Below are 8,736 nucleotides of genomic sequence, written 5' to 3' on the forward strand. Positions count from 1 at the left end.
AATCGCAGCCGGCCCGATGCAGTACAATCGCCGCTTTTAATTGCCAACCCGACGGCCATTGCGATGATCGAACCCAAGCGCGTCTTGCGCGCCCTCGCTGAACACTGGGCATTGCTGGAACCTTTGTGCGAGCACTTCGACCAGGGCACCCTGAGCCTCAACGAATTGCGTTCACAGCTGGCCGCCCAACAACTGGACAGCACGCCCCAGGACATCACCAACCTGCTGGACGTGTGGATCCGCCTGGACATCCTCGTGCCGGTGGCGAAAAGCCCGAACCGCTTCGAGCTCAACGCCCAGATCCATGACTTCCTCGCCTACCTGCGCCGTGAACACCGCCTGGGCCTGTGCCTGGAGATCGAAGCCTACCTGCGCCACCTCGAGCGCCTGGCCGGCTACATCCAGGACGCCTTCGACATTCGCGACGGCAACGACCTGGCCCGCCAGCTGCGCCTGCTGGACATGCGCGTGCGCGACGTGCTGAAGAAACTCGCCAACGACGAACAGGCCCTGGTAGCCGTGGCCGAACGGGCCAAGACCAGCGACCGGCAGATCCCGCTGCGCCAGCGTTATGCCGAAGTGCTGGCGACCTGGGACGAATACGTCGAGCCGATGATCCAGTTGGTGAACGCCGACGGTGCGTTCGAGCAAGGCGTGCGCAAGGTCGAGAACGTGCTGTTGCGCATGCTCACCGAACAGCAGCGCCTCGGCCACCTGGTGGACGACGACATGCTGCTGCGCACCCACGCGCGCATCCTCGAGATGCAGACCAGCGCCCAACTGACCCTGCGCCATGCCCGTGAACTGCTCTTGCCCTTGCGCGAAGAAGCCCGACGCCACAACGCCGTGACCCGTGGCGCCGCCCTGGCCCTGGCCGCCATTCGCCGCAAAGGCATCGATGCCGTGCCACAGGCCGCCATGCCGCTGTTCACCCGGCCGCAAAGCACCTTCCTCGGCAGCGCCAGCCAGGTCGAAGCCTATGTCTACGCCCTGGCCCGTTTCGAGCCAAAGCCGGCGCGCTTCCCCAAGTCCCACAAGACCCACAAGGGCGGCGAAGCACCCCGTGCGCCACGCACCGTGCGCGAGATGGTCGAGCGTTGCGAAGACGCCCTGCCGATGCCGGACCTGATGACCTGGCTGCTGGAACAGGAACCGGACGGCGCCACCGACGAATTGCTGTACTGGTTCTCGCGCCTGTCGCGGGAAAAACGCTTCAAGCGCGAGCGTCTGGAACGCCGCGAATACCATACTCACGAGCATCAGGTCAGCCTGCGCTCCTTCGCCCTGCTCTCGGCCCGCGACAGCGCCGCCGAGGATTCTGCGAGCATTCCCCATGCATCTTGATCTATCCGAACTGTCCCAATTGGCGCCGATCTTCCGCGAGCTGTTCAAGGGCTATCACGTCAGCCGCCGCGACCCGGAGCTGTACGCACAACTGTCGAACTTCCAGGACCAGTACCGCACGCTGTTCAAGGCCTTGGGCTTCGAGCTGGTATGCGACACTCGCGGCTTCTACTACTTCGTGCCGGACCTGGCCGCAGCAGCGGTGAACAAGACCGCCCAGCGCCTGGCCCTGTTCACCTTCATCCTCGTCGAGCACCTGGCCGATCAGGGCCGCGATCCGATCGCCGTGCTCGACGGTGGCAGCCTGGGCCGCGATGAGTTGCCTTCACTGCTGGAAAAGTACCGCGACCTGTTCATCCAGGCCGAAGTACAAACCCAGGAAGAGCTGGAAGAAAAAATCATGCGGCGCATGACCCAACTGGGTTTTGCCAGCGAAGAGAACGGTGTGTATCGCTTCCTGCCGCCGATGCACCGCTTCCTCGACGTCTGCCTGTCGGTCCAGCAGGACCGCGACCTGGCCGCCAGCCTGCACAGCGTGCTGCCGTTGCCAGCGCCGGTGCTGATCGACGAAGACAGCGACGAGAAGCTGCTGCAAACCGATGATCCGCTGGATCTGAGCGAATTCGAAGGTGAAAGCGAAGAAGACGCACTGGCCCGCGCCATTGCCGAAGAACAGGAGACCGACGCATGAGCAAGGAACGCTATGGCATCCGCCGCTTTGCCCTTTTGAACACCGCCGGCTACAGCCTCGGTTTGTTCCCGCTGGAAGAACCGCTGTCGGTGTACGGCGCGAACAACCTCGGTAAATCCGCCTCGATCAACGCCTTGCAGTTCCCGATCCTGGCGCGCATGTCGGACATGAGTTTCGGCAAGTACAGCCTGGAGCAATCCCGGCGTTTCTACTTCGCCTCGGACACCAGCTACATCCTGGTGGAAGTCGCCCTGCCCCATGGCCCGCACGTGATCGGCGTGGTCGGTCGCGGCCCGGGCGGCGGTTTCGGTCACCAGTTCTTTGCCTACGCTGGCAAACTGGACCTGGCCCACTACCAGAAAGACGACACCTGCCTGCGTCAGAAAGAACTGTTCACCAACCTGGAGCGCGAAGGTCTCAAAGCCTACGAACTCAAGCCGGATGAACTGCGGCGGCTGTTGGTAGGCGGTCATACGTCCATTCCGCTGGACCTGACGCTGATCCCGCTGCGCTCCACCAGCGAGCAAAGCCTCAAGACCTTCCGTGCACTGTTCATCAACCTGCTGCACATGCGCGAAATCACCGCGGCCAAGCTCAAGCAACTGTTCCTCGACGCGTTCGAGCACAGCCTGCGCTCCGGCAGCGTGGATTACATTGCGGCGTGCGAAGAAGCCTTCCGCGACGTACGACGCATGGAACAGGACTACAACTCCCTGGTCGCCGCCGGCCCGCTGGTGGAAGCCCTGGCCAATGGCGTGAAGCAGCGCGACATTCTGCGCGGCAAACTGCATCGCCTCTCGCCGTTGCTCGACTCGTTGCTCGGCACTTGGTCGGACTACGCCAGTGCGCGCAAGGAAGAGCTGACCATCCAGGCCGAACACTATCGCAACGAACAGGATTCGCTGCAGAACGACCAGCGCGGTGGCACCCAGGAGCTGATGCGCCTGGAGCGGGAAATCAGCGGCATCCAGCGCTGGATCGGCGAGCTGTCGGTGCTCAAGAACCGCTTCGCCCTGGTGGATGACGTCAAGGTCCTGGAGCAGCAACTGCTCGCCGCCAAGGACGCCCACGATGAACTGGCCGGCGCCCTGGCTCAGTCCCGGCAGTTCAGCGCCGAAGACCTCGAAGAGCGCCTGCGGGATCTGGAAAAACGCCTGAAGTCGGTCAAGCAGCAACTCGATCACGCCGACAACAACAGCTACGCCCGCCTGCGCGAAGAGTTCTCGCAGCAGGATGTCGAGCGCCTGATGCGCCTGTTCAACAGCGCCCTGTTCAGCCTGCCACTGGGCGAACACGGCATCGCCCTGGACGAGAACGGCGAGTGGGTCAAATCCATGGAACTGATCCTCGACGGCTTCAAGGGCGAACGCTTCGAAGTCCCGGGCCTGTCCATCGACCTGTCCCACATCGAGCCGCCAGCCCTGCAAGCCCTGGCTGACCGTGCCGCGTTGCGGGACCAGAAAGAGCGCCTGGAAAAAGAACTCAAGCAGCTCAAGACCCAACAAGCCGTGGCCGCCGACCGCGCCGCGAGCAAGACCCAGACCGAGGCGCTGTACCAACAAGTGCTGGATGCGCAGAAAGCCCTGGAAGACTTCCGCCGCACCCAGACCCTGAGTGCCGAGGAAGGCGAGAAGCTTGAGCAACTGGCGCAAATGGAAGCGGCCCAGGACGAACTCAAGCGCTCCAGCGATGCGTTCACCGAGCGCGTCCAGCAATTGTCCGCCAAGTTGCAACTGGTGGGTCGGCAGATCGCCGACATGGAAGCCAAGCAGCGAACCCTCGACGATGCCCTGCGCCGTCGCCAATTGCTGCCGGCCGACCTGCCGTTCGGCACGCCGTTCATGGACCCGGTCGACGATTCCATGGACAACCTGCTGCCGTTGCTCAATGACTATCAGGACAGTTGGCAAGGCCTGTTGCGGGTCGATGGCCAGATCGAAGCGCTGTATGCCCAGGTGCGCCTCAAGGGCGTGGCCAAGTTCGACAGCGAGGACGACATGGAGCGCCGTCTGCAACTGCTGATCAACGCCTATGCCCACCGCACCGACGAGGCCCTGACCCTGGGCAAGGCGCGCCGTGCGGCCGTGACCGACATCGCCCGGACCCTGCGCAACATCCGCAGCGACTACGACAGCCTCGAACATCAACTGGCGCTGTTCAACCGCGAGATCAACAAACGCCAGGTGTCCAACCTGCAGAGCTTCCGGATCGTCCTGGCGCCGAACAAGGAAGCGCTCAAGCACATCGACCAGATCATCCACAGTGCCGGCCAGTACGAGGAAGGCGAGACGCTGTCGGTGTTCGACCTCAGTCAGAGCGCCGAGCAGGACAACAAGAACGAAGAAGCCAAGGAATACCTGGCACGGCTGGTGGCAGCGAACCACAACCAGCTCGGTCTCAAGGACCTGTTCGAACTGGCGTTCGAGATCACCAAGGTCAACGGCCAACCCGTGATCCACACCGACATCGACGGCGCGGCCTCCAACGGCACCACCATGACCATCAAGGCGCTGACCAACATGTATTTGTTGCTGCACCTGATGGACCGCGAACAGGCCGGGCGGGTGCGCTTGCCGTACTACCTCGACGAGGCGGCGGACATCGACGAGAAAAACCAGGCCGCGCTGCTGGAAACCAGCCTGCAACTGGGCTTCGTGCCGATCCTGGCCAGCGTGAAGCCGCAAGTCTGCGCCAGTGTCGCCATCGACCTGGAAGGCGGCAGCGGCCCGAATGGCATCTACATCGACGAAGCGGACTGGAAGTACATCCGTCGTCACGATGCGGTGAAGGCCACGGTGAATGTACAGGCCGATGAGCCGGAGCTGGATCCGGTGTGATATGAATATCCAGGTGTGAAAAAGGCCGCGATCCAAAATGGATCGCGGCCTTTTTTATTGCGAAGTCTTTAATGGACATCATCGCGAGCTGGCTCGCTCTCACATTGGATTGATGTCGTATTTGATAACCATGAACGACACTTGATCTGTGGGAGCGAGCCTGCTCGCGATGACGTCAGGACAAACTAACGCGGTCCAATTATTTGCCGAGACTGATCTTCGGCGCCCAAGTCAGCCATTCATCTTCAAACTTGTCGAACAGTGGGAAGGTCTGCTCCGCTCGTGCCGGGCTGCCCATTCTTTCGCCATCCGGCGTTGCGAAGGCAATCCCCCCCTGGATCAGCGTTTCAAGCGACTCGGTTCGCACCGTCGCGCCCTTGAACAGACCGAAGTCCAAACCAAAACCACTGCTGTTCCAGAAGCGTGAGCCGCTGCGCACCAACGGCGCATATTTAGGCTCGATCAGAATATGGATCAGCACCCGGTCCGCCGTCTGGCCCAATTCATAACCGGTAACCTTGCCCACCGTAATCTCGCGATAGGTCACCGGCACGCCGATCTTCAACGAACCACGGCGGGCCGCGCTCAGCACCAGGCTCAGCCCCGCTTCGGGCACAGCGCTTTCCGGTGGATTGGCAAGGGCCACGAAGCTCTTCTGCGGCCCGAGGTTTTTCGCCGAAGGCTGCACTTCAATGTATTGGCCGGTTACCAGCGTTTCCAGGTTGGAGGTCTTCATCAACCCCAGTTCAGGCTTGACCACCCAGAACTGGGACCCGACCCGGGCGATGCGCTCCGGCACTTCGGTGATACGCGCAGTGAGCAGCACCGATTGCATATCGGCGCTGAGATCAACATCTTCGATCTTGCCTACATCCAACCCTTTGAAACGAATCGGCGTACCACTGCGCAAACCATCGGCGCGGTCGACCTTGATCGTGACCATGGTGCCCCGCTGCTGTGCAGTTTCATGATCGGCAAACAGGCGGAAACGTGGAATGCGTCTTTTCAGCGGCACATTCGGTTCCGGGGTTTCGAAGGCAATCCCGCCAGCCATCAGGCTTTGCAGGGACTCACTCTTGACCTGGATCCCGCCCGTCAAGCCACCCGAGAGGGTGATGCCACTGGCGTTCCAGAAACGCGTCGAACCGTTGACCAGCCCTTCGTACTCCTTCTCGATGTGCACACCAATGATCAGCTGCTTTTTCTTGCGGGAGAACTGATAGCTCTGCACTGAGCCGACCTTGACCTGTTTGTAGAGGATCGGACTGCCGACCTCCAGCGATCCGAGGTTTTCGGTCAGCAGGACCAAGTGCAGCCCCGGGGAACGCAAGTCCAGCGGCGGCGCTTTGGCCCGGGCTTCGAACTCGCGCTGCGGCGCGCCGCCCTTGTCACCCGGGCGCACGGCAATGTAGTTGCCCTTGACCAGCGCTTCCAGGCCAGTGATACCCGCCAGGGAGATCGACGGCTTGACGACCCAGAACTGCGTGCCGGTCACCAGGTAATCTTCGGCCAACGGGTCCAGGGTCAACTCAGCCGTGGCGCTGGACAGGTCTGGATCGACCTTGAGGTTCTTCAGGCTGCCGACCTGGATGCCCTTGTACATGACCGGCGTACGGCCGGCCTGCAACCCTTCGAAATCGCTGAGTTTGACCTTCACACGGATACCCGCCGCAGCGGCGTCAAAGTCCTCGTAAAGACGGAACGGCAGGCTTGGGTCCGTCGGCGGGCTGTCCTTGCGGCTTTCCGGCGTGGCGAAGGCAATCCCTCCGGCCACGATGCTGGCCAGGGACTCGCTGCGCACTTTGACGCCCGAGAGGTTGGCGTCGATGCTGATGCCACTGGCGTTCCAGAAACGCGTGTGTTTGCGCACCAGGTTGGCATAGGTCGGCTCGATGAAGATTTTGATCTCGACCTTGCTCTGATCCTCGGACAGCAGGTAGCTCTTCACCTGACCGACCTGGATCTGTTTGTAGAACACCGGGCTGCCACGGTTCAGTGAACCCAACCGATCAGCCTTGAGGGTCAGATGCAAACCCGGCTTGGCGTCCGACAACGGCGGCTCTTCGACCAGGGCCTTGAATTTACGGGTCGATTCGCCTTCACCCGGGCTGATAGCCACGTAGTTACCCGACACCAGGGTTTCCAGGCCAGTGATCCCGGCCAGGCTTACGCTCGGCTTGACCAGCCAGAAACGCGTTCCGGTCTTGAGGTATTGCTCGACGTCCTTGTTCATCTCGACCGTCGCGACCACGCCCTTGGAACTGCCTTCGTCATCGAGTTTAAGAGCCGTCACTTTGCCGACTGTCATCCCTTTGTAGACGACTTCAGTTTTGTTGACCTGAATGCCTTCGCCACTCTCAAAGCGCACAGTGATCTCGATTCCGGTCTCGTTATAAGCCCGCCAGCCGAGCCAGCCGCCGATGATCAAGGCAATCAACGGCAGGACCCAGATGGCCGACCAGTTCGAAGCCGGTCGGGTTTTAGCGGTAGGCAAATCAGTCATGGTCGTCATCCGACTCCGTGTTATCCCAAATCAGTCGGGGATCGAAGGTTACTGCGGCAATCATTGTCAAAATCACTACGCTGGCGAAAGCGATCGCGCCGAGACCGGCTTCGACACTGGCGAGTCGCCCAAAATTCACCACCGCCACCAGAATGGCAATCACGAAAATATCCAGCATCGACCAACGACCAATGAACTCGATGAAACGGTACATAAAGATGCGTTGCCGCGCCGACATGGGTTGGTGCCGCTGCACGGAAAACAGCAGCAAGGCGATACCCACCAACTTGAAGGTGGGCACAAGGATACTGGCGATGAACACCACGGCGGCGATGGGAATCATGCCGTGTTGTACCAACTCGATGACGCCGGACATGATCGTACTCGGGGCTCCTTGGCCCAGCGAGTTGATGGTCATGATCGGCAGCATGTTGGCCGGAATATAGAGAATCGCGGCCGTGATCAACAATGCCCAGGTCCGCATCAAGCTGTTCGGGCGCCGGGGGTGAACCAGCGCACCGCAGCGAGTACAGGTCTGGTTGTCGGCATCAGCGTCCTGCCGATTCAACTCATGGCACTCCGCGCAGATCAGAATGCCTGCATCAATTGCCCGCATGGGCATCTTCTCCTGATAACGCCTGCCAGATCTGATGCGGTGACATCACCACCTCCAGCCAGACCTGGACCAGCAATAGACTGATGAAACACACCAGGCCAAGGCCTACGGTGATGGCCGCCATGTCGGCCAATTTGACGATGGCCACCAACACGCCCATGAGGTAGACCTCAAGCATCCCCCAATCTCGTAGGTGGTGATAAATGCGGTACAGCAACAAACCGTAGCTACGGCCAAAGTCCAAGCGAATAGTCAGCAGCACGGCCAACTGACAAAGCAACTTGAGCAGCGGGATGCCCATGCTGCACAGGAACACCACCACCGCGATGCCTTGCATACCGGTATCGAACAGACCGACTACCCCACTCCAAACGGTATCCTGGGAGGACTGCCCGAGCAGATTGAGTTGCATGATGGGTAAGAAGTTCGCCGGCACGTATAACAGCAGCGCGGCGATAACCAGAGCAAGACTGCGTTCGACTACATTGTGCCGGTGAGCATAGAGCTCATAGCCACAGCGGGGGCACTCGGCTTTTTCGCCATGGGCCAGTTGAGGCTTGCGCATCAACAGGTCGCACTCATGACATGCCACCAGATCGCTCAGGGGTAGATCTGACAACCTATCAATGTCTGACGGATCGGGCATAAACAGCTCTGGCTCAGCTAAAGTGGGGCTATTCTAGTGCTCCAGCTCGGAAATAACTGTGCAAATTTATCACGAGCTATCGCAGACTTTCCTGCGGGC

At 60.7% G+C, this 8,736-nt stretch carries 6 protein-coding genes; 3 read left to right on the top strand and 3 right to left on the bottom strand.

Annotated elements, in window-relative coordinates:
* Window positions 1-63: 63 nt before the first annotated feature.
* Genes mksB through mksF form a run of 3 tightly spaced genes read left to right on the top strand, consistent with a single transcriptional unit; the run spans window position 64 to window position 4,872 of the window.
* Complete coding sequence (gene mksB / locus AC30D9_RS21655; protein WP_109754932.1) at window positions 64-1,344, top strand: Mks condensin complex protein MksB; 1,281 nt, start codon at window positions 64-66, stop codon at window positions 1,342-1,344.
* Entirely contained in the window at window positions 1,334-2,035 is a 702-nt protein-coding gene (gene mksE, locus AC30D9_RS21660; protein WP_014340217.1) for an Mks condensin complex protein MksE, read from the top strand. The genes mksB and mksE overlap by 11 nt, the downstream gene beginning before the upstream one ends.
* Window positions 2,032-4,872, top strand: coding sequence for an Mks condensin complex protein MksF (gene mksF, locus AC30D9_RS21665; RefSeq protein ID WP_025215488.1), 2,841 nt, complete (start codon window positions 2,032-2,034; stop codon window positions 4,870-4,872). Before mksE ends, mksF begins: the two co-directional genes overlap by 4 nt.
* Before the next feature lie 199 nt (window positions 4,873-5,071).
* Here the strand turns inward: mksF and AC30D9_RS21670 are convergent, their stop codons facing one another.
* Genes AC30D9_RS21670 through AC30D9_RS21680 form a run of 3 tightly spaced genes read right to left on the bottom strand, consistent with a single transcriptional unit; the run spans window position 5,072 to window position 8,637 of the window.
* A complete protein-coding gene (locus AC30D9_RS21670) occupies window positions 5,072-7,375 on the bottom strand; it encodes a PqiB family protein (protein ID WP_490144814.1) in 2,304 nt (767 codons plus the stop codon).
* Entirely contained in the window at window positions 7,368-7,991 is a 624-nt protein-coding gene (locus AC30D9_RS21675; protein WP_307574698.1) for a paraquat-inducible protein A, read from the bottom strand. The genes AC30D9_RS21670 and AC30D9_RS21675 overlap by 8 nt, the downstream gene beginning before the upstream one ends.
* A complete protein-coding gene (locus tag AC30D9_RS21680; protein ID WP_490144815.1) occupies window positions 7,978-8,637 on the bottom strand; it encodes a paraquat-inducible protein A in 660 nt (219 codons plus the stop codon). Before AC30D9_RS21680 ends, AC30D9_RS21675 begins: the two co-directional genes overlap by 14 nt.
* Between the last annotated feature and the right edge of the window lie 99 nt (window positions 8,638-8,736).

It is taken from the genome of Pseudomonas sp. DF11, assembly GCF_058148565.1.

Bases quoted from the DNA above. Each gene is read 5' to 3' on its own strand.
- mksB (WP_109754932.1), top strand. From the start codon at position 64: ATGATCGAACCCAAGCGCGTCTTGCGCGCCCTCGCTGAACACTGGGCA.
- mksE (WP_014340217.1), top strand. From the start codon at position 1,334: ATGCATCTTGATCTATCCGAACTGTCCCAATTGGCGCCGATCTTCCGC.
- mksF (WP_025215488.1), top strand. From the start codon at position 2,032: ATGAGCAAGGAACGCTATGGCATCCGCCGCTTTGCCCTTTTGAACACC.
- AC30D9_RS21670 (WP_490144814.1), bottom strand. From the start codon at position 7,375: ATGACTGATTTGCCTACCGCTAAAACCCGACCGGCTTCGAACTGGTCG.
- AC30D9_RS21675 (WP_307574698.1), bottom strand. From the start codon at position 7,991: ATGCGGGCAATTGATGCAGGCATTCTGATCTGCGCGGAGTGCCATGAG.
- AC30D9_RS21680 (WP_490144815.1), bottom strand. From the start codon at position 8,637: ATGCCCGATCCGTCAGACATTGATAGGTTGTCAGATCTACCCCTGAGC.